This is a genomic window from Natrinema sp. DC36 (genome assembly GCF_020405225.1).
Classification (GTDB): Archaea; Halobacteriota; Halobacteria; order Halobacteriales; family Natrialbaceae; genus Natrinema.
In genome coordinates, this window is sequence record NZ_CP084472.1 from 1,119,260 (window position 1) to 1,144,391 (window position 25,132).

General features: G+C 61.7%; 22 protein-coding genes, 1 tRNA gene and 3 rRNA genes. 16 read left to right on the forward strand and 10 right to left on the reverse strand.

Features of this window, described 5'->3' with window-relative positions:
• Positions 1 to 89: 89 nt before the first annotated feature.
• Complete coding sequence (locus LDH74_RS06115; protein ID WP_226041639.1) at positions 90 to 1,157, reverse strand: TrmB family transcriptional regulator; 1,068 nt, start codon at positions 1,155 to 1,157, stop codon at positions 90 to 92.
• A gap of 139 nt (positions 1,158 to 1,296) precedes the next feature.
• Here LDH74_RS06115 and LDH74_RS06120 point away from each other — a divergent pair, with 139 nt between their 5' ends.
• Positions 1,297 to 2,307, forward strand: coding sequence for a mechanosensitive ion channel family protein (locus LDH74_RS06120; protein ID WP_226041640.1), 1,011 nt, complete (start codon positions 1,297 to 1,299; stop codon positions 2,305 to 2,307).
• A gap of 98 nt (positions 2,308 to 2,405) precedes the next feature.
• Positions 2,406 to 2,846, forward strand: a complete 441-nt coding sequence (locus LDH74_RS06125; RefSeq protein ID WP_226041641.1) for a universal stress protein — start codon at positions 2,406 to 2,408, stop codon at positions 2,844 to 2,846.
• Positions 2,847 to 2,899: 53 nt separating this feature from the next.
• On the opposite strand, the gene LDH74_RS06130 is transcribed toward LDH74_RS06125, so the two are convergent.
• Complete coding sequence (locus LDH74_RS06130; RefSeq protein WP_098727089.1) at positions 2,900 to 3,310, reverse strand: universal stress protein; 411 nt, start codon at positions 3,308 to 3,310, stop codon at positions 2,900 to 2,902.
• A gap of 187 nt (positions 3,311 to 3,497) precedes the next feature.
• Here LDH74_RS06130 and LDH74_RS06135 point away from each other — a divergent pair, with 187 nt between their 5' ends.
• Positions 3,498 to 3,737, forward strand: a complete 240-nt coding sequence (locus LDH74_RS06135) for a DUF5816 domain-containing protein (protein WP_226041642.1) — start codon at positions 3,498 to 3,500, stop codon at positions 3,735 to 3,737.
• A gap of 221 nt (positions 3,738 to 3,958) precedes the next feature.
• Positions 3,959 to 4,267, forward strand: a complete 309-nt coding sequence (locus LDH74_RS06140) for a hypothetical protein (RefSeq protein ID WP_226042506.1) — start codon at positions 3,959 to 3,961, stop codon at positions 4,265 to 4,267.
• A 36-nt stretch (positions 4,268 to 4,303) separates the two neighbouring features.
• Here the strand turns inward: LDH74_RS06140 and LDH74_RS06145 are convergent, their stop codons facing one another.
• Positions 4,304 to 5,515, reverse strand: coding sequence for an alanine--glyoxylate aminotransferase family protein (locus LDH74_RS06145; protein WP_226041643.1), 1,212 nt, complete (start codon positions 5,513 to 5,515; stop codon positions 4,304 to 4,306).
• Positions 5,516 to 5,771: 256 nt separating this feature from the next.
• Here LDH74_RS06145 and LDH74_RS06150 point away from each other — a divergent pair, with 256 nt between their 5' ends.
• From LDH74_RS06150 to LDH74_RS06165, 4 genes are all read left to right on the forward strand, one after another.
• Positions 5,772 to 6,761, forward strand: coding sequence for a metal-dependent hydrolase (locus tag LDH74_RS06150; protein WP_226041644.1), 990 nt, complete (start codon positions 5,772 to 5,774; stop codon positions 6,759 to 6,761).
• 95 nt (positions 6,762 to 6,856) lie between these two features.
• The gene (locus LDH74_RS06155; RefSeq protein ID WP_226041645.1) at positions 6,857 to 7,474 is read left to right on the forward strand and encodes a hypothetical protein; all 618 of its coding nucleotides are present in this window, start codon (positions 6,857 to 6,859) and stop codon (positions 7,472 to 7,474) included.
• Positions 7,467 to 8,126 carry a hypothetical protein gene (locus LDH74_RS06160; RefSeq protein ID WP_226041646.1) on the forward strand — a complete coding sequence of 220 codons (660 nt, stop codon included), beginning with the start codon at positions 7,467 to 7,469 and terminating at the stop codon, positions 8,124 to 8,126. The genes LDH74_RS06155 and LDH74_RS06160 overlap by 8 nt, the downstream gene beginning before the upstream one ends.
• A gap of 93 nt (positions 8,127 to 8,219) precedes the next feature.
• A complete protein-coding gene (locus LDH74_RS06165) occupies positions 8,220 to 8,420 on the forward strand; it encodes a dodecin (RefSeq protein ID WP_006180927.1) in 201 nt (66 codons plus the stop codon).
• 150 nt (positions 8,421 to 8,570) lie between these two features.
• Here the strand turns inward: LDH74_RS06165 and LDH74_RS06170 are convergent, their stop codons facing one another.
• The 6 genes from LDH74_RS06170 to LDH74_RS06195 all read right to left on the reverse strand — a co-directional run bounded on the left by LDH74_RS06170 (position 8,571) and on the right by LDH74_RS06195 (position 13,163).
• Complete coding sequence (locus LDH74_RS06170; protein WP_226041647.1) at positions 8,571 to 8,945, reverse strand: iron-sulfur cluster assembly accessory protein; 375 nt, start codon at positions 8,943 to 8,945, stop codon at positions 8,571 to 8,573.
• Positions 8,946 to 9,048: 103 nt separating this feature from the next.
• The gene (locus tag LDH74_RS06175; protein WP_226041648.1) at positions 9,049 to 9,261 is read right to left on the reverse strand and encodes a hypothetical protein; all 213 of its coding nucleotides are present in this window, start codon (positions 9,259 to 9,261) and stop codon (positions 9,049 to 9,051) included.
• A gap of 90 nt (positions 9,262 to 9,351) precedes the next feature.
• Positions 9,352 to 10,644, reverse strand: a complete 1,293-nt coding sequence (gene hisD, locus LDH74_RS06180; RefSeq protein ID WP_226041649.1) for a histidinol dehydrogenase — start codon at positions 10,642 to 10,644, stop codon at positions 9,352 to 9,354.
• A gap of 209 nt (positions 10,645 to 10,853) precedes the next feature.
• Positions 10,854 to 11,075 carry a hypothetical protein gene (locus LDH74_RS06185; RefSeq protein ID WP_226041650.1) on the reverse strand — a complete coding sequence of 74 codons (222 nt, stop codon included), beginning with the start codon at positions 11,073 to 11,075 and terminating at the stop codon, positions 10,854 to 10,856.
• Between the two features lie 148 nt (positions 11,076 to 11,223).
• Positions 11,224 to 12,066 (reverse strand): ABC transporter permease, encoded by an 843-nt coding sequence (locus LDH74_RS06190; RefSeq protein WP_226041651.1) that lies wholly within the window; start codon positions 12,064 to 12,066, stop codon positions 11,224 to 11,226.
• Positions 12,063 to 13,163, reverse strand: a complete 1,101-nt coding sequence (locus tag LDH74_RS06195) for an ABC transporter ATP-binding protein (protein WP_226041652.1) — start codon at positions 13,161 to 13,163, stop codon at positions 12,063 to 12,065. The genes LDH74_RS06190 and LDH74_RS06195 overlap by 4 nt, the downstream gene beginning before the upstream one ends.
• A gap of 294 nt (positions 13,164 to 13,457) precedes the next feature.
• Between LDH74_RS06195 and LDH74_RS06200 the strand changes: the two genes are divergently transcribed.
• From LDH74_RS06200 to LDH74_RS06225, 6 genes are all read left to right on the forward strand, one after another.
• Positions 13,458 to 14,081 carry a metal-dependent hydrolase gene (locus LDH74_RS06200; RefSeq protein WP_226041653.1) on the forward strand — a complete coding sequence of 208 codons (624 nt, stop codon included), beginning with the start codon at positions 13,458 to 13,460 and terminating at the stop codon, positions 14,079 to 14,081.
• A 694-nt stretch (positions 14,082 to 14,775) separates the two neighbouring features.
• A 16S ribosomal RNA gene (locus LDH74_RS06205) occupies positions 14,776 to 16,248 on the forward strand.
• A 151-nt stretch (positions 16,249 to 16,399) separates the two neighbouring features.
• Positions 16,400 to 16,471 (forward strand) — tRNA-Ala (locus LDH74_RS06210).
• Positions 16,472 to 16,698: 227 nt separating this feature from the next.
• A 23S ribosomal RNA gene (locus LDH74_RS06215) occupies positions 16,699 to 19,619 on the forward strand.
• 177 nt (positions 19,620 to 19,796) lie between these two features.
• Positions 19,797 to 19,918, forward strand: a 5S ribosomal RNA gene (gene rrf, locus LDH74_RS06220).
• Together the 16S, 23S and 5S rRNA genes with 1 tRNA gene alongside form the textbook arrangement of a ribosomal RNA operon.
• A gap of 174 nt (positions 19,919 to 20,092) precedes the next feature.
• The gene (locus LDH74_RS06225) at positions 20,093 to 20,512 is read left to right on the forward strand and encodes a hypothetical protein (RefSeq protein WP_226041654.1); all 420 of its coding nucleotides are present in this window, start codon (positions 20,093 to 20,095) and stop codon (positions 20,510 to 20,512) included.
• 556 nt (positions 20,513 to 21,068) lie between these two features.
• Here the strand turns inward: LDH74_RS06225 and coxB are convergent.
• Positions 21,069 to 21,842 (reverse strand): cytochrome c oxidase subunit II, encoded by a 774-nt coding sequence (coxB, locus tag LDH74_RS06230; protein WP_226041655.1) that lies wholly within the window; start codon positions 21,840 to 21,842, stop codon positions 21,069 to 21,071.
• A 218-nt stretch (positions 21,843 to 22,060) separates the two neighbouring features.
• Between coxB and LDH74_RS06235 the strand changes: the two genes are divergently transcribed.
• Positions 22,061 to 24,349, forward strand: coding sequence for a DUF6789 family protein (locus tag LDH74_RS06235; protein ID WP_226041656.1), 2,289 nt, complete (start codon positions 22,061 to 22,063; stop codon positions 24,347 to 24,349).
• On the forward strand, positions 24,346 to 24,984 hold the full coding sequence (locus LDH74_RS06240) for a hypothetical protein (protein ID WP_226041657.1): 639 nt from the start codon (positions 24,346 to 24,348) through the stop codon (positions 24,982 to 24,984). Before LDH74_RS06235 ends, LDH74_RS06240 begins: the two co-directional genes overlap by 4 nt.
• Positions 24,985 to 25,132: the final 148 nt, after the last annotated feature.

The window sequence follows — 25,132 nt, forward strand, 5'->3', positions numbered from 1 at the left end:
TGGTGAGCAGATTCCGCCGGACCGGCTCGAGGATCGAAGCCACCTCGTTGGCTCGAAGTTTTAGGCTCGGTTCTCTGCACTGAGACCGATCAGCGATCCTCGAGCGTCGGCGGTTCGTTTCGGCCGATGCGGATCTCGTGGGCTTCGATGTCCTCGAGAGCGGCGACGCGGCCACCGACGGAGAGTTCCTCGCCATCCTCGGTTTCGATCGTGATGCTGGCGACTTCCTCGCTGACCTCGAAGGAGATGTCGCGAACGCGGCCGCGGACGATCCGCCGGCCGCCGACCTCGACGTCGCGACCGTCGACGGTCGCGTAGAACTCGCCGCCCTCGTCGAGCAGGTCTTTCACGCATCGGCGGATCGAGGCGTACTTTCGCGGATACGATCTCGCGGTGTCGTCCTCGCCGAGCGTTCGGTCGGCGGTCGTCCAGAGAACGGTCCCGAAGAAACTGGAGACGAGAAAGCCCAGCGCCGACCGGTTGAAGATGACGCCGTAGCGATCCTGATCGTCCCGCAGGGCGTCCTGGGTCGCGTAGACCGAATAGTTGCCGTCGGCGACGGCGACGACCGGCGTCGTGATCCCTCGCCGGGCGCGGGCGGTCGACGCGACCTCGCCGTACGCGAACTCGTCCGGATCGGGTGCCTCGCTCGCCGGCGTCACGATCAGGTCGACGCTCACGCCGGCCTCGATCGCGTCGCGCAACTCCGCTTCGAACCGGGTCAGCAGGTCCGGCGTCAGCGAGAGCGCGAGTTCGAACTCCGCGCCGTCGATGACCTCCTCGAGGTAGCGCAGGATCGTCGATCGCGATTTCACGAGGGAGACCGCCTCCGTGTCGCGCGCCGGCGCGGTGTAGCGGGCCTCGAGTTCGTCGATCATCTGCTCGAAGGAGGTCTGGACGTCATCGAACGCCTCTCCGGGATCGATCGCGACGACCTTCATGGGACGGGATTCGCGCAGTTCGACGAGACCGCGATCGCTAAGACTACGGACGGTATCGTACACTCGGGGCTGGGGGATGTTCGTTCGGTCCGCGATCTCGCTCGCCGTGAGCTGTCCCTGTTCCAACACGGTGAGATAGGCGTCGATTTCGTACTCGCCGAGGTTGAACCGATCCCCGACACGCTCGACAGTCGAGCGAAGTTCGTCTGGTGCCATATCTGCTCCTACGCATCCAGTAGCTAAATGATTTATTATATTCTGAGTAGCACGCGTTTTCGAAATCGGGTTGTTTCACGATCGGTACCCGAAAGGGACGGTCAGAACGCTTAACCACTGCGGGCCAGAGTGTGTTGCCATGCGCAGGGTCCTTCAGGGTAACGAGAGCTCCGCGGGAAATGCGAGCTCGGCGGTCAACGCGATTCAGCGCAACATTCCCGGTGATCCTCCCGAGATCCTCATCGAGATCGCCCTCGCGTTCGTCGTGCTCGCCGTCGGCTGGTACCTCTCGAAGGTCGCGGTTCGGATCGCCGGTCGAACGGTCGCCCGTCGAATCGAACGACCGAGCGTCACGCGAACCGCTCTCCGCGGTGTCAGGGCCGCCGTTCTCATCTGGGCGGCCGTCGTCGCTGCGAGTATCCTCGGCGTCGGCGACACGCAAATCCTCCTCTCGGTGACCGTGATCTCGGCCGTCATCGCAGTCGTGCTCGCCCCGGTGGTCGGCAGCCTGATCAACGGTCTCTACGTCCTCGCCGACCGGCCCTACGAGATCGGTGACATGATCGAGGTCTCCGACGCCGGCCACCGCGGGTTCGTCGAGGACATCACGATCCGGTACACCAAGATCTTCACCCTCCAGAACACCTTCATCGTCATTCCGAACTCCGAAATCCACGCGCGCGATGTCATCAATTATTCCGCGGAAGACGAGCGCACGCGGGTCTCTCTCAGGCTCGACATCACCTACGAGAGCGATCTCGAGGCGGCGCGAAAGGCCACCGAGCGGGCCGCTCGAAGCGTCGACGATGTCATCTCCGGTGGTCCGGACATTCGGATCGGCAGCGCCCGGTACGCCGCAGCGCCCTCCTGTTACATCAACGAGTACGGCGACCACGGGGTCGCTCTGGAGCTGTTCTTCTGGATGAAACATCCCTACAAGCAGACCGTCGTCCGGTCGGCGGTGCAAGACGCTATCGGCGAACGGTTGGCGGATCTCGACGTGGAGTTCGCCTACCCGCACCGCCACCACGTCTTCGACGAAACCAGCGGCGTCGCGCGACTGGCCGTCGACGATTCAGGCTTCGCGCGAACAGCCGCGGACTCACCCGTCGAACCGGGCGGGAGTCCCGCGGATCCGGCCGATCAGTAACGACCGCGCTCCCGCTCACGACTGCACGCTCGTTCTCTCGGTGTCCATCGTGGTGGTGATTTATACGCCCCCCAGTCCAATCCTTCCGTATCCAACAGATGTACGACGACGTCCTCATTCCCACCGACGGAAGCGATACGATCTCCCAGACGCTGGCTCACGGACTGCCGATCGCGACGAACAACGACGCGACGGTCCACTCGCTGTACGTGGTCGATAGCCGCGTCACCGCCGCCGCCGGTGAAGACACCAGTACGGACCTCGAGCGGACGCTCGAGGACGAGGGCCGGAAGGCCGTCGCCACCGTCGAAGAACGGGCGACGGCCGAGGGCCTCGAGACCGTCAGCGAGGTGCGTCAGGGGACGCCCGCGAAGACGATCCTCGAGTACGCCGACGAGCAGGGGATCGATCTGATCGTTATCGGCACTCGCGGGAAGAGTCCGCGCGAGAAGGTGACCTCGCTCGGGAGCGTCTCGGAGCGGGTGGTCGACAACGCCTCGATTCCGGTGTTCGTCGTGCGAAACGCGGGCGACGAATAACGGCGATCGGCGGGGGACAGGAGGCTGAAAATTGAACGCGGCAGTCGACGGGCTTACGCGCTCGCGCTTTCGACCGTAATGACTTCGCAGTCGAGGTGGCTCCGGAGATACCGGTCGATATCGGGATTGTCCGTAAAGCGCTGGAAGATGCGTCGGAGCCGACTCGCTTGCTTGCTCCCGATGACGACGGCGTCGGCTTGCTCCGCCGCGACTTCGTCGAGGATGCTCTCCTCGACGAGAAAACCGGTTCGAACGACGTAACGGGCGTTTTCCAGCCGTCCGAACGCTCTCTCGACGGCGTTTTTCAGGTCCAGACGCGTCACTTTTTTCCCGTTCTGGTAGAGGTCGACGTGGAGGATCGTCAACGCGGCCTCCCGCTCGCGGGCGACCTCGATCGCCCGCTCGAGCGTTCGTCTCGAGTGCTTTGACAACGGATACCGAACGGGAACCACGACCAGCGACATTACCCGTCCGAACGATTTCCGTGCGGGTAAACCTTTCAGTACGGACAGTCCACACTGGGAACTTGTCACACACTATCGACCGAACCGTCGGCCGATCCGGCGCGGTTCTCGGCCACGTGATGTGCTCGAGGAGGCGATATCGACCCGGACAGACAGTCATTTACCGCGAGCGACGGTATGGGCGGACATGCAAACCTGGTCGACCGACGATGACGGCACCGTCTATATTTCGGAGACGGACGGCGACAAGGGGTCGAAGGGGCCGTTTCTCGTCGCCTACGAATCCAGCACTGCCGACAGCCGCTACGGCTGGTTCTGTACGAACTGTGAGACCCTCGACAACGCGATGGATTCGATGGGCCGAATCAAATGCAATCGATGTGGAAACTTTCGGAAGCCCACCGAGTGGGACGCCGCTCACGAGTGAGCCGTCGCCGCACCGGATACTAAAGCCAGGTAGTCGTGCGATGGAACGTCCCTACTCGTCCCTAATAGACAATTACTGACGAAAACTCCTGATACCGGGGCACCGCCGAACCGAAATCACTGGGTAGTTCCGACTAGTGGGGAAGTAACTGGACATTCTTGTTACGTACTAACATTTATGGTGGATGCCGGCATAGGTGGTAGTGAATGGGTCCTGTTAACATGCGACTCGTCGAGCAGGCCAGGTCGATCTTCGCTGAGCTAGGCTACACCGTCGAAGGCAACGGCCCCGAGTTTCGCGCCGAACGCGCGTGGAAAGTCGTCCACGTAAACGCCGTCCTCGAGGCGGACGAGCTTCCGTCCGCTTCGTCGGGACAGTTCCACTGTTTCGTCGCCGAACCCGAGGACGCAGACGATCTCGAGGCGCGACTCGAACGGACGAATCCGAACTACGAGTGGGCCATCATCGTCGTCGACGGGGAGGACTATCAGGTCGAACGAGCGCCTCCAGGACCGCGAGTAACGGCATAGAAACCGACGGTCCGCGAGTGACCGTCACGACGTTCCTTATTCTTCGAGCGCGTTGCGCGTCGCAGTCACGCCTGCACCCGGATCGACGGCCGCACCCATCGACTCGAGGACGTCACCGAGCGCCGTCACGACGTAGATCACGTTCTCTGGTCGCGCGGAGTGGCCCATGCAGCCGATCCGGAAGATCTCGCCGGCGAGATCGCCCAGTCCGCCGGCGATCTCGAGGTCGTATCGCTCGATCAGCGCGTCGCAGACCTCGCCGTCGTCGATGCCCTCCGGGACGCGGACGGCGTTCAGGCTCGGCAGCCAGTACTCGTCGGGCGCGTTCATCTCGAGACCCATCGCCTCCATCCCGGCTTTCAGCGCACCGGCCAGTCGCTCGTGGCGCGCCCAGCGGTCTTCGATTCCCTCCTCGGCGACGAGGCGCAGGGCCTCCCGGAGCGCGTAGACGTTCGTGATCGGTGCAGTGTGGTGATACGCGCGTTCCTCGCCCCAGTAGCCCTCGAGCAAGGAGAGATCGAGGTACCACGAGCGAGGGTCTTCCTCGCGCGAGAGGACCTTCTCCATCGCCTCGTCCGAGAGGGTGAGCGGACTCGCACCCGGCGGGCAGGAGAGACACTTCTGTGGCCCCGAGTACGCCACGTCGATGTCCCACTTGTCGACCCGCAGTTCCACGCCGCCCAGCGACGTGACGCTGTCGGCGATCACGAGCGCGTCGTGGTCGTGAGCCGCGTCGGTGAGCTCCGGCACGTCGGGCTGGAGCACCCCGGTACTCGTCTCGGCGTGGACGAAGCCGAAGACGTCGGGATCGTGTTCGGCCAGCGCGTCCGCGACGTCGTCGGGCTCGAGCGGTTCGCCCCACGGAGCGTCGACCTCGACGACCTCGCCGCCGGCCCGCTGCGCCATCGAGGCCATCCGGCCGCCGAAGTAACCGTTCGTCGGGACGAGCATCGTGTCGCCGGGCTCGACGACGTTCCCGATGGCGGCTTCCATCGCGGCCGAGCCGGTCCCCGAGACCGGAATCGTCCACTGATTGTCCGTTCGGAAGGTATAGCGCAATAGCTCCTGGACCTCGTCCATGATCTCGATGAAGGCGGGGTCGAGGTGACCAACGAGCGGCGTGCTCATCGCCCGGAGCACGCGCGGGTTCACGTCGCTCGGTCCTGGCCCCATCAGGGTTCGATTCGGTGGAGTGAGTTCGCCAACGGACGGCGCGCGAGTCGCCTCGGTCGACGGTTGCTGAGCCATGGGCGTGTGCTCGCTTGCCATCCGCAAAGACCTACCGACAGCGGCGAACGACAGACCCGCGGTGGCCGTCTGCAGGTATCGACGCTCGACCCGCCGACGAGCCGAACGTCCGTTCGACGACGGCTCGCTGTCTGTTCGACGACGACCCGAGTTCGATCTCATTTCTCGAGTGCCAACCCCCCTCTCGAGTGGTAACTGCCACCGCTTGGCACTGGAGCGAGTCGCTTAAGCCCACGCATTCCGTATTCGACACGTTGTGTTCATCGGTCACGCCCTGTTCGCGTTCGCCGTCGCGGCGCTGGTCGCCGACTGGCGAGGCTGGGACCGCCGACCGGCCCTGTTCGTCGGAATCGTCGCGGGCGCGTTCGCCGCGATTCCGGACATCGACGTCGCGTACGCGTTCGTCGGCCTCCTCGAGTGGCAAGCGGCCGACGGAGCGCTCGGGGCGTCGACGGCCTTCTGGGATGCGAGTCGGGTCGTCCACCGCTCGGTCACCCACTCGCTGGTCGTCGGCGCGATCGCCGCGCCGGCGTTCGGTCTGCTCGCCGTCCGCGGTCGCACCGCTCGAGCGCGAGCCCTTCGGACCGTTGCGATCGGCGCCCTCGGTGCTCTCGTCGTCGTCGCACTCGTCTGGGACGGCCCGCTCGCCGCGTTCGTGATGGGGCTGTTCGCGGCGAGCGGTATCCTCGTCGCTCGCTGGGCCGCGCGAGCGTCGCCGCTCTCGCCGTCGACGGTCGCCCTCGCCGCGCTGTGGGGCCTCTGGTCGCATCCGTGGGGCGACCTCGTTACCGGCTCACCCCCGGATTGGCTCTTCCCGTTTGGCTCCCCCGCGCTCGAGTCGCGCGTCGTCCTGCATTCGGACCCGACGCTCCACTTGCTGGGCGCGTTCGGGATCGAACTCGCCGCGATTGCGCTCGCACTCGCGACGATCTGTCGGCTCACCGACCGGTCGCTCCTCGGGTTCGTCGACCGCCGGGCCGGGGTGGGCGCGGCGTACGGCGTCGCCGCGCTCGCGGTGACGCCGCCGACCCTCGAGGTGTCCTATCACTTCGTTTTCTCCATCCTCGGCGTCGGCCTCCTCTGTGGCGTCGTTCGGGACACCCCTTCGCTGACGTTCCCACGCGCGACCTCTCGCCGATTCCCGTCGTCGGACGCGGTCCTCGAGCGTTCGCTTACGGCACTGGCAGCCGTGGCGCTCGCACTGGCCGCGTACGCGATCGTCTACCTGTTCGTCGTGCCGACGTGAAAGAACGGATCGTTGAAGACCCGCTGCTCCCGTTCCCGCGTCATTTCAATCAGTGACAACATATGTTTTTGTGAGAACGCTCGATACGACACACTGTGTCTCAGACTTCACTCGATGGATTGATCGCGGACGGGCGAACCAACGCGGCGATCGCGTGGGCGTTGGTCGCGGCGATCGCGATCGTCGGCGTCAGCGAACTGGTGACCGGCGGGTTCCTGTGGGCGACGTTCGCGGCGACGCTCGTGACCCTGGCACTGCTTCCGCCGGTTTCCTTCCGGTCGTCGCACGTCATGCTCCCCTGGGAGGTGTTGTTGCTCGCCGCAGTGCCGGTTCTCGGAATGGCCATCGATGCGGATCGATTGACCGGCCACTTCGCCGCGTACCTTTCCGTCGCAGCCATCGCGCTGGTCATCGCCGTTGAACTTCAGTCTTTTACGTCCGTTCGAATGACGCCCGGCTTCGCCGTCGTCTTCGTCGTCGTCACCACGATGGCCGCCGCGGGTCTCTGGGCGGTACTCAGGTGGGGAGCGTCGCAGACGCTGGGAATCCCGTTTACCGCCGACCACGATGCAGTGATGTGGGAGTTCGTCTACTCCGCCGTCTCTGGTCTCGGCGCGGGCGTCGTCTTCGAACTCTACTTCAGACGCCTCGCCCGACCGGAGCGGCGCTTCCCCGAGAACGCTACCGGGGTCGCGGAGGTTGACGATGTCTAACCTCACGAACTGGTTGCCGTCCCAGCATCGCCAGCGTCAGCTCACCTATCTCATGGAGATCGGGCTGATCGGCATGCTGTTCGTCGGAATCGAGCGAGGAAACGGCGGGATCGTGATCAATACGGGCGTGGCGCTGATCGTGACTCAGCTCCCGCCGCTGCTCGAGCGCGACTACGAGATCCCGATGGATCCGCGCCTCACCCTGTGGATCACCACCGCCGTCTTCCTCCACGCGTTCGGTACCGTCGGGCTTCCCGGTGCCACCACGACGCTCTACAGTCAGGTCTGGTGGTGGGACCACATGACGCACGCCCTGTCGGCGTCGCTGGTCGCGGGCGTAGGTTACGCCACCGTCCGCGCGCTCCACGAACACGCGGATGGCATTTACTTTCCGCAGCGATTCGTCGCCGTGTTCATCCTGCTGTTCGTACTCGCTTTCGGCGTCCTCTGGGAAATCCTCGAGTTCGCGATCGCGCTGTCGGCCGAGGCGCTGGGCATCAGGGCCGTGCTCACGCAGTACGGGCTCGAGGACACGATGCTCGATTTCGTCTTCAACTCGATCGGCGCGATCGTCGTTGCGCTGTGGGGCGGTGCTTATCTCTCCGACGTCTCCGGCGCGATCCACGAGCGCCTCGAGTCGCGGACCGAGTGACCCGTTCGCCGTCGCCGGTACCGACACCAGCGGGCTTCTCTCCGTGAAACCGACAGCAGTTTTACGTCGATATGGCTCGTAGGTGGTGAGGCGATGGTATTCAAGAAAATTACGCTCATCGGCACCAGTCCCGAGAGCTTCGACGCCGCAGCAGACGACGCGATCGACCGCGCGGAAGCGACCCTCCAGAACGTTCAGTGGATCGAGGTCGACGAACTGGGCGTCGAGGTCGCCAGCGCCGACGACCGGGAGTATCAGGCCGAAGTCACCGTCGCCTTCGAACTCGAGGAGTAAGCTCCGTCTCGAGTCCGGCCGGTTACTCGAACCGCTCCCGTTTTTTGCCGCTCGAGTTCCATATGTTCCACTCCCACCGCTGTCGGCGTTCGGTCGACTGGGCAAAACGGCGGACGGGAAGATGGCGGAAACCGCTGTCCGAGCGATCGATTACGTTCGGAACGACTCGCCACAGCCGCACTCGCTGACGACGTTCGGATTGTCCACGTGGAACCCTTCTGCCTGCAGGCCGTCCTCGTAGTCGAGGACGCTGCCCTCGATGTACTTCAGGCTCGCCGGGTCGACGAACACGCGCAGCTCGTGGTGTTCGTAAATCGTATCGTCGTCGTCCGGTGCGTCGTCGAACCGCATCCCGTAGGAGAGACCGGCACAGCCGCCCTGCTGGACGAACAGCCGGAGGCCGGCTTCGGCCACGTCGAGATCCTCTCCCTCGAGCAGGGAGAGGGCCTGTTCGGCCGCGTCCTCGGTCACTTCGATCGTGGGGCGCGTGTCCGCCTCCCCTCCGTCCATACTGTCCGTGCTCATACCTCTCCATTCCGGCGCAACGATGTTAACTGTGACGCCATTCTTTGGGACTGGCCGAATCGGGTTCCGTCGCCGCTCGAGCGGGCGCAGTTCTCGCGTTCGCTCACCAGTTCGAGTGTCGCCGGAACGAACGATAGTAGGTACCGAACTGTCGTTTGTCGTTGCGCGAGAGCTCGATATCGTGTTCCGCTAGGAGTTCGAGCATCCGTTCGAGCTCGCAGTCGTACCACATCGAGAGGAGCCGCACGTTCTTCTGTGCGTAATCGTAGTTGCGCTCGAGGACGCGCCTGTCCGTCGGATCGACACGCGGTTCCATCTCACTTCCCGTTCCGTTCTCCAGCTACGTAAAACCAGCTTGCAGTTCAGCGAATTGAAACATCGTCGATCGACAGTATTTCATCGATCCCTATCGATCCGTTTCCTCGTCGAGCCGAGTTCGAACGCTCTCGGCGTGGGCCTCGAGCCCCTCGGCGTCCGCGAGCGTCGTGATCGTTCCGCCCAGTTCGGCGAGTCCCTCCCTGGAGAGTCGCTGGACCGTCGTCGACCGGAGGAACGTCTCCACGGAGAGGCCGCCGGTGATTCGCGCGCCGCCGTTGGTCGGCAGGACGTGGTTCGTGCCGCTGGCGTAGTCGCCGGCCGCGACGGGCGTGTTCGGCCCGAGGAAGACACTCCCTGCGCTCTCGATCCGCTCGAGGATCGACTCGTCGTCGTCGGCGATGATCGAGAGGTGCTCGGGTGCGTACGCCTCGGTAAAGAGGATCGCCTCGCTCATCGACCGGGCGTGGAGAATCCCGCTCGCGTCGTTCGCGAGTGCTTCTCGGATTACATCCTCGCGCTCGCGCGCGTCGGTCTGCTCGCCGACGGCGGTGGCCACGGCGTCGGCGGTGTCCTCGTCGTCGGTGACGGCCACGACCGAGGCGTTCGGATCGTGCTCGGCTTGCGCGACGAGTTCCGCGGCGACGAGTTCCGGGTCCCCGGTCTCGTCTGCCACGACGACCACTTCGCTCGGTCCCGCGAGGAAGTCGATCTCCACGTCGCCCCGGACTTCGGCCTTCGCCGCCGTCACCCACTTGTTACCGGGGCCGACGATTTTCTGAACGCGAGTGATCGATTCCGTCCCGTACGCCAGTCCCGCAATCGCCTGCGCGCCGCCGACGCTGTAGACCGCGTCCGCCCCCGCGATGTGGATCGCCGCCAGCGTCACCGGGTTCAGTTCGTCGGCCGGCGGCGTCACCACCGACACGTGGTCCACGCCGGCAACGGTCGCCGGGACGATCCCCATGATCGCACTCGAGGGATAGGCCGCGGAGCCGCCGGGAACGTAGACGCCGACGCGCTCTATCGGCCGAAACCGTCGTCCCAGCGTCCGTCCCTCGCTGAACTCCCGTTGCCAGTCGTCGGGTAGTTGCGCTTCGTGAAACTCGCGAACGTTCGCCGCGGCCGTTTCGATCGCGTTTCGGACTCCGTCGTCGATCTCGTCGGCGGCCCGCTCGCACTCGTCCGTGATCTCGAGGTTGCCGACTTCGATACCGTCGAACTCGCTCGTGAACTCGCGGACGGCGACGTCTCCCTCCGTGTGGACGCGCTCGACGATCTCGCTAACGTCTCCTCTGACCGCCTCGATGCCGGCGTCGCGCTCGAAGAAGGCCGCGCGGTCGTCCGGCCCGAGGTCCGCGATCGCCTGAACGTCGATTGTCATGCCTTCACGTTCGAACGGCGGTCGAAAAACGGTTTCCTTCCGGTCGGACGGTCGGAGATCGGTACCGGATCGATTGGACATGGGCATTCCGGCGTTTCGATCGAAACGCAGCGATGGCCGACCGTTTCGTACGGACTCCAATCAGTCAATTCCGGCGTATCCGAGATCCGCCATGCGGGTGCGCTGGGACACGGTGACAGCGAACCGTCTCACGAATCAGGGTTCTCGATGTCCCAGATCCCGACGAAATCGAGGGTCGCCCTGACGAACAGATAGAGGAGGAGTCCGAAGCCGACGATTGCGAGCGGTGCTTGCAGGAGACTCGCGGTTTCCACGTCGAGGACGATCCGACTGATCCCGCGCACGAAGAAGCTCGCGATGACGATCCCGAACCCGATGACCGCGAGTTTGACGAACCCGGACTGATCCATAGGAATCAGTACGACTACTGTCGCTAAATGATATCGGATATTCTCGTCTCGCCGACCGCCGAGGCCTCATACGGACTGCTGTAAGTCGTTTCCGGTGCGACCACGAACCGTCCCGCGGTCGCACCGGAAACCGTTACAGCAGACCGTATCAGCGAACGTCGGCGCTGGCGGCGCGGCCGATCGCGTAGACGGCGACCGATCCGAACGTGAGCGCGAGTCCCACGAGAACGGCGAGCGCCGGCACGAGCGTGTCCCACATCCCGCCGAACCGGGTAACTTCGATCACGGTCATCGTATCCTCGCCGAGCATCACCGCTCGAGCGGCGTCGACGCCGTAGGTAATCGGGTTGACCGTCGCGACCGTTCGAATCCAATCCGGAAGCGCCGGCAACGGGAGAAACGCACTCGAGACGAACAGCAAGGGCAACTGAAGCAGGTTCGCCCCGATAATCGTCGACTCCTCGTCGCGGGTCACCACGGCCAGCACGTTCGAGAACGCGGTGAACCAGACCGAGAACACGACGCAGATGGCCGCGATTGCGACCGCACCTGCGATCCCGGTCGCGATTTCGGCACCGAGCAACACGCCCAATCCGAGCACGATTACGACCTGTACGACGATGCGGACGACCTCGGCGAGCGTCTTCCCCAGGAAGACGGCGGTCCGGTTCATCGGACTGACCAGTATCTTCTCGAACATCCCGGTCTCGATGTCGTTGACCAGCCCGATTCCCGATGTCGCGGCCGCTACCAGCGCCACCTGGATCACGATCGCCGGCACGAGATACGTTTCGTAGCTGACGCCCTCGAGGGCGGCCGTCGCGACGCCGCCGAACACCTGCGTGAAGAGCACGAGAAAGATGATCGGCTGAACGAGCGAAACGACGAGCACGAACGGGTTCCGAACCGACTTGATCGTCCACCGGACGAACGTGACCCACACGTCGCTCGCGAAGCCCCCGCCGTGACGGTCGACATCGGGAGTACTCATCCGTTCACCCCGTCTCGATCGATATCGTTCCCGTTTTCACTCTCGTCGCTCACCGTCGGCTCTCTCGAGTCACGGCCGCCGTTACTGATCGTTTCGGATCGTGTAGCGTCGGTCGTGTCCGACTCGCCTTCCGTTGACGGGTCGTCCTCGTTCCCCTCACCCGTCACCGCGAGGAATACGTCGTCGAGCGTCGGTGCGCGGACATCGAACCCTATCACATCGATTCCGGCGTCCCGCAGTGCGACCAATAACTCCGTCCCACGCGTCCGCGCATCGCGGGCCGTCACCGCCAGCCCCGACTCCGTTGCCTCGATCGTCGCTCCGTCCGCGAACAGCGCCTCATCGCGGGCGACCGCTACCGCGCGCTCGCTCTCGTCGGGGTCGGACAATTCGACCGCGAGTATCTCGCCGCCGACGCGACGTTTCAGCTCTCCGGGCGTCCCCTCCGCGACGACCGATCCGTCCTGAATGACCGACAGCCGCTCGCACAACTGGTCGGCTTCCTCGAGGTACTGGGTCGTCAGGAAGACGGTCGTCCCCTCGTCGTTGATCCGCCGGAAGTACTCCCAGAGTCGGTTTCGGGCCGCCGGATCGAGCCCAGTCGTCGGCTCGTCGAGGAATACCAGCGGCGGTCGGTGGACGAGCGCGGTCGCCGCATCGAGGCGCTTTTTCATCCCACCGGAGAAGTCGTCCGCGACTTTGTTCGCGACGTCGGTTAGTTCGACAAGCTCGAGCAGTTCGTCGATCCGGTCGCCACGCTGCGCTCGCGATACGCCGTAGGCGTCACACGCGAACCGAAGGTTTTCTCGAGCGGTCAACTCGGGATCGATACTCGTCTCCTGTGCCATATATCCGACCGTTGACCGCACCTGTTGGGGCTCCTCGATGGCGTCGAATCCGTTGACAACGATGGAGCCGTCGGTCGGTCGCAGGAGCGTTACCAGCGTCTTGATCGTCGTCGTCTTGCCCGCGCCGTTCGGCCCCAGAAAGCCGACGAACTCGCCGCGTTCGACGAGGAGATCGACGCCGCGGACCGCCTCGGTTCCGTCCGCGTACGTCACCGCTACGTCGCGCGCTTCGATAGCGTAGTCGGTCACAGTCGTGCTATGGCAACCACGGGGATATAGTTATAAGACCAGCCACACGTCGCTATGATCCCTTGTATCGGCCAGTGCCGCTTTACGAGGGCTCGTCAAACGGGATTGACTTTCCGTTCCGACTGCCGGGATCTCGTCAACGCGTGGCAGCAACGCTGTCAATCACGTACGTTGCCTCGTAATACGGGCTTATCGAGTATTGCATCGGCCGTCACAGTTCTCCAGACCCGGCTCAGCCGCGAGCGCCACGACAAGCGAACCATAACTATTCGTCGAACAGCGAACCATCCAGCCATGTGGCCGTGGGAACATGCGATTGTCGGATATCTCGCTTACTCGCTGTGCTGTCACGCCGTGTTTCGCGAATCACCCACCGGACTCGAGGCGTTCACGGTCGTCTTCGCGTCGGTCCTCCCGGACCTGATTGACAAGCCACTCGCCTGGGAGTACGGCGTGTTCGAGAACGGCTACGCGATCGGTCACTCGCTCTTCTTCGCAGTGCCGCTGGCGATTTTTGTTGGAATGATCGCGCACGCGGCGACACGGTCGCGGGCCGGTCTCGCGTTCGGACTGGGCTACCTATTACATCCGTTTGGCGATGTCGTGGATTCCGTGTTTCGACAGGGTGTTCTCCAGTTCGAGCTCATGCTCTGGCCGATCGCATCGGTCGAGGGGCACTCCCCTGGACCGAGTTTCCTCGAGGCATTTTTCGACCTGTTTGGTCGCTACTCGAGTGATATGCTCGCCGGCGATATCTCGACGTATCTGTGGGCACAACTCGGACTCGCCGGGGCGGCGCTGGTGGTGTGGCTCGTCGACGGCGCACCGGTCCTCCGCGAGTGTCTGCTAGCCGGAGTGGGACTCGTCCGGTCGGCTCTCGGACGAGAACCCGACGCCTCGAGTTCGAATCGGCGGTAGCGTCGCCAGATTATTCGGCCGATGACACTCCGTCGCTCGAACTACCTCGTGACTGTCCAACGTGGCGCAGTGGCTCCTCGAGACGACGGCCTTATATGTTCACTCGGACTTCGATTGTATTGCGAACGACGTGGCGCACGCCGCCGCGTTCCCTCCGGCCGCAACCCGGCACGGAGGCAGACGTTACATCCGTCCTCGGACACCTCGTCGGTTCGATCCGACGAGAGACTGCGTACTCGAGGGCTCCACGCAACGATGGTCGCGACCGGAACTGCCGGTCGCAACGATCCGGAGCCCTTATACGTGTCTGGGCGTTCAGTTGTGATCGTACACACCCCCGCCGGATGCGGTTTCCGGTGTGGAGGCGATCCGACGCCCTTATACGTTCGAGGGCATTCGGATGTGAACACGAAGATGTGGCGACGGGGCGTTTGGATACGCCGCGTCGACACGGACGATTCGGAGTCCGAAGGGGTTATGTACCCCTGACGGCTTATGAATACGTCCGAAGGAAATGAGGATCCTACCCCTGCGGTCCGCCGTACAGATGGGATCTGATGTGAGCCTTGGTAGTTCGGTGACGCCCGCTTGGTCGTTCGACCAGCGTCATCGAACGTGGACCATTTAGTGTGAGTGTGTTTGCAACATTCACCGCCAACAGACCCTCCCCTTCACGGGGGAGTATATACATAGCATTCCGGTTGATCCTGCCGGAGGTCATTGCTATTGGAGTCCGATTTAGCCATGCTAGTTGCACGAGTTCAGACTCGTAGCAGATAGCTCAGTAACACGTGGCCAAACTGCCCTATAGACGGCGATAACCTCGGGAAACTGAGGCTAATAGCCGATACCGTTCACTGCCTGGAGTGGCATGAACGCGAAACGTTCAGGCGCTATAGGATGTGGCTGCGGCCGATTAGGTAGACGGTGGGGTAACGGCCCACCGTGCCTATAATCGGTACGGGTTGTGAGAGCAAGAGCCCGGAGACGGTATCTGAGACAAGATACCGGGCCCTACGGGGCGCAGCAGGCGCGAAACCTTTACACTGCACGCGAGTGCGATAAGGGGACTCCGAGTGCGAGGGCATATAGTCCTCGCTTTTCACCACCGTAAGGTGGTGGTGGAATAAGTGCTGGGCAAGACCGGTGCCAGCCGCCGCGGTAATACCGGCAGCACGAGTGATGACCGCTATTATTGGGCCTAAAGCGTCCGTAGCTGGCCAGGCAAGTCTATCGGGAAATCTGCGCGCTTAACGCGCAGGCGTCCGGTGGAAACTGCGTGGCTTGGGACCGGAAGACCAGAGGGGTACGTCCGGGGTAGGAGTGAAATCCCGTAATCCTGGACGGACCACCGGTGGCGAAAGCGCCTCTGGAAGACGGATCCGACGGTGAGGGACGAAAGCTCGGGTCACGAACCGGATTAGATACCCGGGTAGTCCGAGCTGTAAACGATGTCTGCTAGGTGTGGCACAGGCTACGAGCCTGTGCTGTGCCGTAGGGAAGCCGAGAAGCAGACCGCCTGGGAAGTACGTCCGCAAGGATGAAACTTAAAGGAATTGGCGGGGGAGCACTACAACCGGAGGAGCCTGCGGTTTAATTGGACTCAACGCCGGACATCTCACCAGCATCGACAATGTGCAGTGAAGGTCAGATTGATGATCTTACTGGAGCCATTGAGAGGAGGTGCATGGCCGCCGTCAGCTCGTACCGTGAGGCGTCCTGTTAAGTCAGGCAACGAGCGAGACCCACATCCTTAATTGCCAGCAACACCCTTGCGGTGGTTGGGTACATTAGGGAGACTGCCAGTGCCAAACTGGAGGAAGGAATGGGCAACGGTAGGTCAGTATGCCCCGAATGTGCTGGGCGACACGCGGGCTACAATGGCCGAGACAGTGGGATGCAACCCCGAGAGGGGGCGCTAATCTCCGAAACTCGGTCGTAGTTCGGATTGAGGGCTGAAACTCGCCCTCATGAAGCTGGATTCGGTAGTAATCGCGCTTCAGAAGAGCGCGGTGAATACGTCCCTGCTCCTTGCACACACCGCCCGTCAAAGCACCCGAGTGGGGTCCGGATGAGGCCCTGATTCCAGGGTCGAATCTGGGCTCCGCAAGGGGGCTTAAGTCGTAACAAGGTAGCCGTAGGGGAATCTGCGGCTGGATCACCTCCACAGACCGGGATCGGGGCGTCGCCCCGACCCACCTTAGCGGATTGCGATTGCGGTTCCACGTTCGATCGACCAGCGACCGGCCGATCGGGCACCTTAGAACTACCAAGGTTCACATCCAACTCCGTGCCTGTCTCGATCATGAGACGGGCGTGGGCCCATAGCTCAGTGGTAGAGTGCCTCCTTTGCAAGGAGGATGCCCAGGGTTCGAATCCCTGTGGGTCCATGTCTCGGAGGACAACCGAATCGTGCCCCTTAAGTGGGGCAGACGATTTCGGTTTAATCCGAACAACAACCGATGCACCAGCCCGTGTAAACGTGGCTGGGAAGGGTTAATGCATGCCGCGTCTACGGCGTGCAGATGAGACCGTGTGTACGTGTAGTCCAGGCGTCCACTGGACCCGTTCCCGGGTCACTCTTGAATTACAACTGCAGGTTGCAATTCAGATCCGATGAACGTGGCTACTGTGCCAGCTGGTGGATCGCTCGGCTTGAGAGCTGAAGAAGGACGTGCCAAGCTGCGATAAGCCCAAGGGAGCCGCACGGAGGCGAAGAACTTGGGATCTCCGAATGGGAATCCCCACCGCAATTGCTTTGCGCAATGGGGAACGTCGAGAATTGAAACATCTTAGTATCGACAGGAAAAGAAAGCAAACGCGATGTCGTTAGTAATGGCGAATAAACGCGACACAGTCCAAACCGAAGCCCTTACGGGCAATGTGGTGTTCGGACTGACGATCACTCTCCGAAAGATAACATGAAGTCTCTTGGAACAGAGCACGAGACAGGGTGACAGTCCCGTACTGTTATCGAGTAAGAGACGAGTCAGCTCCAGAGTATCGGGGGTTGGATATCCCTCGTGAATATCGCGGGCATCGACCGCGAAGACTAAACACTCCTCAAGACCGATAGCGAACAAGTAGTGTGAACGAACGCTGAAAAGCACCCCACGAAGGGAGGTGCAATAGGGCGTGAAATCAGTTGGCGATAGAGCGACAGGGCACACAAGGTCCCAGGCGAAATGACCGAGGCGCGAGCCTCTAGTAAGAAGTTTGGGAAGCCGGTGTTCTGTCGTACGTTTTGAAAAACGAACCAGAGAGTGTGCCTGTTTGACGAGTCTAACCCGATCATCGGGGAAGGCGTAGGGAAACCGATATGACCGCAGTGCTTTGCACCAGGGTCACCGTGTTCAAGCGCGGGGAGTCAAACGGGCACGACCCGAAACCGGACGATCTAGGCGTGAGCAAGATGAAGCGTGCCGAAAGGCACGTGGAAGTCTGTTAGAGTTGGTGTCCTACAATACCCTCTCGTGACTTACGTCTAGGGGTGAAAGGCCCATCGAGTCCGGAAACAGCTGGTTCCAACCGAAACATGTCGAAGCATGACCTCTGCCGAGGTAGTTTGTGGGGTAGAGCGACGGATTGGGGGATCGCACTCCGAGAGGAGTGCGCCCCCCTGTCCAACTCCGAACCTACAAACGCCGTTTGACGCAGGGAGTCCGGTGCACGGGGTAAGCCTGTGTACCGTGAGGGAGACAACCCAGAGCTGGGTTAAGGTCCCCAAGTGTAGACTAAGTGCGATCGAAGGTGGTCTCAAGCCCTAGACAGCCGGGAGGTGAGCTTAGAAGCAGCTACCCTCTAAGAAAAGCGTAATAGCTTACCGGCCGAGGTTTGAGGCGCCCAAAATGATCGGGGCTCAAGTCTACCACCGAGACCTAGCAGTGCGGTTCATACCGCAATCTTGTAGGTTGGCGTTCTGTTCGGGTGGAAGCACGGCTGAGAAGTCGTGTGGACCGTTCAGTAACGAAAATTCTGGTCATAGTAGCAGCGTTAGTCGGGTTAGACCCCCGACGGCCGAACGAGTAAGGGTTCCTCAGCAATGCTGATCAGCTGAGGGTTAGCCGGTCCTAAGTCTGCCCGTAAGTCGAAGCAGACAACAGGGAAATAGGTTAATATTCCTATGCCAGTGTGCACTCAAAGCCGACGCTTTGGGGCCGCCTGAGCTGGGCTTTCGCCCAGTCTAACTGTCGAAATCCGTGGAAACCGTAATGGTACGAAGCGGACGAATGGCAGGATAGCGCAAGTCAGGCCAACCTAGAGCCCGTGAAAAGGCGAGCACACTGTCCGTACCGAGATCCGACACAGGTACTCATGGCGGCGAAAGCCAAGGTCTGTCGGGAGCAACCGACGTTAGGGAATTCGGCAAGTTAGTCCCGTACGTTCGCAATAAGGGATGCCTGCCTCGCGAAGAGGCAGGTCGCAGTGACTCGGGCGCTCCGACTGTCTAGTAACAACATAGGTGACCGCAAATCCGCAAGGACTCGTACGGTCACTGAATCCTGCCCAGTGCAGGTATCTGAACACCCCGTACAAGGGGACGAAGGACCTGTTAACGGCGGGGGTAACTATGACCCTCTTAAGGTAGCGTAGTACCTTGCCGCTTTAGTAGCGGCTTGCATGAATGGATCAACGAGAGCGCCACTGTCCCAACGTTGGGCCCGGTGAACTGTACGTTCCAGTGCGGAGTCTGGAGACCCCCAAGGGGAAGCGAAGACCCTATAGAGCTTTACTGCAGGCTGTCACTGAGACGTGGTCGCCATTGTGCAGCATAGGTAGGAGGCGTTACACAGGTAGCCGCGCTAGCGGCCCACCGAGCCAGCATTGAAATACTACCCGATGGTGACTGCGACTCTCACTCCTGGCGGAGGACACTGGTAGCCGGGCAGTTTGACTGGGGCGGTACGCGCCTGAAAAGATATCGGGCGCGCCCCAAGATTTCCTCACTCGGGTCGGAGACCCGAGGAAGAGCGCAAGAGCAAACGGAAGTCTGACAGTGTCGAACACAACGATCGACGCTGACGCGAAAGCGTGGTCTAGCGAACCAATTAGGCTGCTTGATGCGGCCAATTGCTGACAGAAAAGCTACCTTAGGGATAACAGAGTCGTCACCCGCAAGAGCACATATCGACCGGGTGGCTTGCTACCTCGATGTCGGTTCCCTCCATCCTGCCCGTGCAGAAGCGGGCAAGGGTGAGGTTGTTCGCCTATTAAAGGAGGTCGTGAGCTGGGTTTAGACCGTCGTGAGACAGGTCGGCTGCTATCTATTGGGGGTGTTACGGTATCTGACGGGAACGTTCGTATAGTACGAGAGGAACTACGAATGGGTGCCACTCGTGTACCAGCTGTCCGAAAGGGCACGTGCTGGGCAGCGACGCACCACGGGGTAAGAGCTGAACGCATCTAAGCTCGAAACCCACCTGGAAAAGAGATACCACTGAGGCCACTCGTAGAAGACGAGATCGATAGACTCGGGATGTACGCACCAAGGCAACGAGGTGTTGAGTCCGCGAGCACTAATCGGCCAAGCCACACATTCATACATTACATCGCATTGGATCCGTGACGCGAGAACGGGTCCGGACGTAAACTGGACTACACATACACACGGTTTTGGACACACCACCGATTACGGTTTCTTGGACGGAAGTCCAAGGCTCGGAAGACGTGACATAGTCTTCCGTTGGACAACGGTTCGATTCCGTTGGTCGGCGTTAGGGCGGCCACAGCGGCGAGGTCCCTCCCGTACCCATCCCGAACACGGAAGATAAGCTCGCCAGCGTTACGGTGAGTACTGGAGTGCGCGAGCCTCTGGGAAACTCGTTTCGCCGCCTCCACTCATATTCATACTTCAACCCCACAGAGCCACCGCTCCGGCGTTGGCTGTGTGGGGTTTTTGCAGTTATGCACGCTATCGATTGGATACTGGGCGAAAGCCACCGAGTCGATATTCAAGCACACCAAATATTGTTGGGACGAGACTTATTCAGTAGTATCCGAAAGGCCAAGACATGGATGCAGGGGTAGACGCTGTGGATTTCGATGGAATTTACGAACTTCTATCCGACTCATATCGTCGATATGTTCTGTATTACTTACTGGAAAGTGAGTGCGCAAACGTCGGCGAGGTATCACTCCAAATCGCTAGGTTGGAGCAGGGTATTCCGATCGAGACCGTTTCTAAAGAGACGGTGAACACGGTGACGCTGTCGTTAGTACATGATCATCTTCCGCGATTGGTCGATCATGGGTTGGTGAACTACGACCGCCGAAGTGGTGATATCATCGTAGGTGATCGATTCGATGCGATACGGTCGACAGTGGAACGTGCACGGACAGTTGAAGAGTTCGATATAACCGTCAGTACCCCCACTGAGTCGTTTCTGTACAGCGAACTGTTCACTGAACGCGACGACCCGAGTCCAACGTAGCTACTTGTGCGTTGGATCAGTCTCTCGTATCAATTGCTATCGGAGAGGACCGGGTAACCGATGATGACTGGGAACTCGTAACATCGACGAACGAGAGCAATCTCTCTACGCAGTCGATGTGCGCCCGGAACACTAACGTCCAGCCTCATCCCGTGGCGGCGTGCCGCGTCGGCTGGCTAACCCTCGTGCCGGGCGGGAGAACTCGTGGGAGCTCTCCGGAGTACTATTGTCGCGTGCCCGGGTTCGCCGTACTGTCATCGCACCCGAATGGGTCTGCTCGGACGGGGACTAAAGGCACGCATCTCCCCTAGGAACGCGGCCCGTTTAACTCTTGTAGACTCGAGTCCTCGCAGCGCATCGTGTATATAGTACCAAATAAAACGATTCACACACTGATTATACAGCCCGCGATTCTCGACCACGGTGCTCGCTCCGAACCGCGCCTCCGTCGTGCGATCGACTATGTATTGATTTTCAATGGGTACTATAGTTCGGAGCCAGAGGGGAAGCTCCGAAACACAGACCGCCATCGAATCTCGACTGGCATCGCGCGGTATCATCCCGGTTCCGGTGCTGCAGTGACGTTACCCTCGTTCGTCTCGAGCCACCGATCGTACGTTTCCGGTTCGACGACGACGACATCGGCGTCCATCCGCGAGTGGCCGGTACCGCAGAACTCGGCACAGACGGCGTCGTACCGCCCGGGTTCGGAAACGATCGTCCGGGCGCGAGTATAGCGACCGGGGAACGCGTCCTGCTTGATGCCGAGGTCGGATACGAACAGCGAGTGGATAACGTCGTCGCTCGTGAGCCAGAGCGTTACGTTCTCGTCGGCGGGTATCACGATTTCGTCTTCGGTCGTGACGTTTGCTCCGGGATAGGTCGCTTGCCACTCCCATTGATAACCGGTAACGTACACCTCCTCGTCGCCGGTCTCGGGGAGATCGGCAAACGATTCGAACCCTTCCTGACTGCGGTTGTCGCTGTCGAGTGCCTGTGATGGAGACACGTACGGGCTGACGAGGACGCTGTAGCCGGAGAGACCGACGAACAACAGGATGATCGCCGTTGCAGCGGTCCAGGTAATCTCGAGAGCGGGATCCTCCGTGGTGGGTTCGGGATCGTCGTTGTCGTAGAACTTGACGGCCGCGTAGACCAGAATCACGAGGACGAACAGCGTTAGCGGCAGGGCAACGTAGAGCAACTGGTACTCGAGGCCGTCGATGAGTTCGCGGTTTTTCGACTGTGCGGCGACCGTTCCCGTTAGTGCGACGAGACTCGAGAGCGTCGCGACGGCGAGTGCGACGATCGTGCGACGGCGGCTTCCCATTGGCGGTGGTTCAATAACCGGAGTGAAATACGTCATTCACGAATTGGCAAACTTTCACGGCTTCGAACCAGTTCGGCAAGCGAAATACGATCGAATAAATGTATGAACAGGAGAAAGTCACGGAATTGTTAATTGATCTTTATGGGGGTCGATAATGAGTCCACCGCTATGCACGGCGATGAGCGGTGCAGTCGCGCCATCAAGGGTGGTAGACGACGATGAACCGTGCACTCGCCGAGGTCTCGTTGTTCGGGGCTGTCGTCGTTGGCTGTCTAGTGGTCGTCCTCGTCGCACAGCGGTTACGAGCCGAGCCGTCACCGGACGGCGGGTATGCGACGGGCCGTGAGCGCCGACTCGGACTCGGCGACGCGAAGGCGGCCGCCGTTCGGTGGACGACGACGACGAACCACCGCGAGATCGGACTGCTCTACATCGCGTTCGGCACCGTCGCGGCGATCTGGGGCGGGATCGATGCGATGATGATCCGGACGCATCTGTTGACTCCGGAGGCAAACCTCTGGACCGAACAGACGTACAACGAGCTGTTCACGATGCACGGGCTGACGATGCTGATCTTCTTCGTTACGCCGGTGTTTTTCGGGATCGGGAACTACTTCCTGCCGCTGTTGATCGGGGCTGACGATATGGCGTTTCCGCGGCTCAACGCTATCGGGTTCTGGCTGTTGCCGCCCTCGCTGCTGCTCGCTCGGTTGGGGATCGTTGCCGAAGTAACGGGAGCGGTTCTGGCTGTCGTCGTCCCGACGGACTGGATCTCGGTCCTGTTAGCGTTTCAGGAGCCGGCGATCGGGTGGACGATGTATCCCCCCTTATCGCTGGCACCAAACCCGCAGACGAATTTCCTTTTGCTCGGCCTCCACTTGAGTGGCATCGCGACCACGATCGGCGCGATCAACTTCATCACGACGATCATCTACGAGCGCGACGAGTCGATCGGGTGGGCGAACCTCGACATCTTCTCCTGGAACATGCTCATCACGAGCGCGATCATCATCTTCGCGTTCCCGCTGCTCGGCACCGCGTTGCTCATGCTCCTGTTCGACCGCAATTTCGGGACGACGTTCTTTGCGGTCGAGGGAGGTGGCCCCATCCTCTGGCAGCACTTGCTCTGGTTCTGGGGCCACCCGGAGGTCTACATTATCTTCCTGCCGGCGACCGGGCTGATGAGCCTCATACTGCCGAAGTTCGTCGGCCGAAAGCTGTTCGGATTCAAGTTCATCGTCTACTCGACGATCGCAATCGGCGTCCTCTCCTTTGGCGTCTGGGCCCACCACATGTTCGTGACGGGCGTCGACCCACGCGTCCGGGCGAGTTTCATGGCGACGTCGATCGCTATCGCCGTTCCCAGCGCGATCAAGGTGTTCAACTGGATCACCACAATGTGGAACGGCGACGTCAGACTCGCTGCGCCGACGATCCTCTGTGTCGGCTCGATCGGCCTGTTCATCGTCGGTGGCGTCACCGGTATCTTCCTCGCGGTCATCCCGGTCGACGTCATCTATCACGGCACCTACTACGTGGTCGGCCACTTCCATCTCATCCTCATGGGGATAATTCCCCTCATGATGTTCGCCGCGAGCTACTACTGGTATCCGATGCTCACCGGCCGGATGTACGACCGCCGACTCGCGATCTTCCAGTCGTCGCTGCTGGTCGTCGGTTCCGCACTCACGTTTATGACGCTGATGGCGCTCGGCTTCCTCGAGCTCCCCCGCCGGTACGCGACCTACCCGGCGGGATACTCGGGGCTGCAGGTGGTCGCGACCGTCGGCGCGTTCATCATCGGGATCAGCGTCCTCATGTGGCTCTACAACATGATCTGGTCGTACTTCCAGGGGACGCCGATCGAGACCGCTGACCCCTGGGAACTGAAGGCGACGCAGCAGTTCACGCCCGAGTGGCAGTGGTTCGAGGACCGACTCGAGCGCGAGCGCGGGGTCCCGCCGAGCGAACCGGAGGAGGTGCGTCCGTCCTACGTGCCCGCACAGGACGACCGGCCGCTGTCGCTGTCCGGCCGTATCAAGCCGGTCGCCCGGACCGTTGCGAACGATGCCGGTACCGGTGCGGTCGGCGGCGTCGTCGGGACGCTACTCATGTCGGGCGTGCTCGCTGTCGCCGTCCTTCTCGGTGCGTTCGATCTCGAGTCGTTCGCGACCCTCACGACGTTCGTCGGGTTGCCGGCGAACCTCGCCCTCGGCTACGGCCTCTTCCTCGTCGGCGGAATGACGGTCTGGCCCCTGTTGTTCCTCTCGCTGGGCGAGTACCTGCCGGGCGAGCTCACCCTCGTCACCGGACTGTGGTATGCGACGGTCATTTCACCCGGGTTCGCGCTCGCCTTCTACACCGGACAGACCGGCCTCGAACTAGTGACGTTCCTCATCTTCGTCCCGCTCGCGCACTGGATCTACGGGCTGGGACTCGCGGGAACGATCGCGTATCTCGGCGGTCGCCGACGCCGCCCGTCGACGGGGGAGGACGAGAACGAATGAGCGACGGTGACGACACAGCTTCCGACACGAACGAACCACCCGTTACCGACGAATCACCAGCCACCGACGAACCGCCCGCGACTGACAAGCCACCTGCTACCGACGAGACGGGGCCAGTAGAGCCGACCGCCTCCGCCGAGTCGCTACTGTTGACCTACGCTGCGCCCTTTCTCGGCGTCGTCCTGATCGCCATCGGGCTCCCTCTCGCGATCGTCGGCGGCTACGTCGTCGTCCAGGACGGCGTCGGCCTCTGTGGCAATCCGACGATCACCGCGACGCCGGCCGACGAGTACGAGGGTGCACTGGCGACTATCGAGACGCTGCCCGTCGAGGACCTCACGTCGGCCGAACGGGAGGCCCTCGAGGAGGCGATCGATAGCCCGCTTCAGGAAGCGAAGGTCGACGGCGAGATGGCGAATCGGGGCACCCTGCTCGAGGGGGCGATCGTCGAATATGAAGGTGATCGCTACTACGTCCAGATCGCGTCCCTGAACTCCTGTCTCGAAGTCGCTCCGTTGCTCTTCCCGATCGGTGCCATCGCGATCATCGTGGGGATCCTCGGCGTCCTGACGCCGCCGATCTATCGGAAGATGGCCGGGTTCGAGGAGCGCATGCGGAACGAGCGGACGAGGTGAGTCCGCCGGGCAGTCACGTGCGGAGAGACGTCCGTGGTGCGCTGTCCGCGTTCGGTGTTTGGACAGAGAGTAAGGGCTGTCGACCGTGGAAGGCGAACTCGAGCGAACTCAGACCGTCGGATGGCTGGTCGATCGATCGGTCGACCGG